The 214-nt window shown below is 43.5% G+C and carries 1 tRNA gene; it reads left to right on the top strand.

The features are described 5' to 3' along the window. Nucleotides 1-105: 105 nt before the first annotated feature. Nucleotides 106-181: transfer RNA gene (locus tag KHN78_RS00070), tRNA-Ala, on the top strand. Nucleotides 182-214: the final 33 nt, after the last annotated feature.

The raw sequence follows: 214 nt of genomic DNA, 5'->3' as shown, positions 1-214 counted from the left end.
AAAGTGAAGACAAATGAGTCTCGATGAGTGTCCACACAGATTGATATGGTTTAGATTTCAGAGCAAAAGATTGGTTCTGCATAAAATGCTGAAACGATTTTATGTGGGGCTATAGCTCAGCTGGGAGAGCGCTTCGCTGGCAGCGAAGAGGTCATCGGTTCGATCCCGATTAGCTCCACCACTAGCTTTATTGCATCTATTTTATGATGCAACA

Source organism: Vibrio sp. B1REV9 (assembly GCF_905175395.2).
In the GTDB taxonomy this organism is placed as follows: Bacteria; Pseudomonadota; Gammaproteobacteria; order Enterobacterales; family Vibrionaceae; genus Vibrio; species Vibrio alfacsensis.
This window is presented reverse-complemented; position numbering and strand designations above follow the sequence as displayed.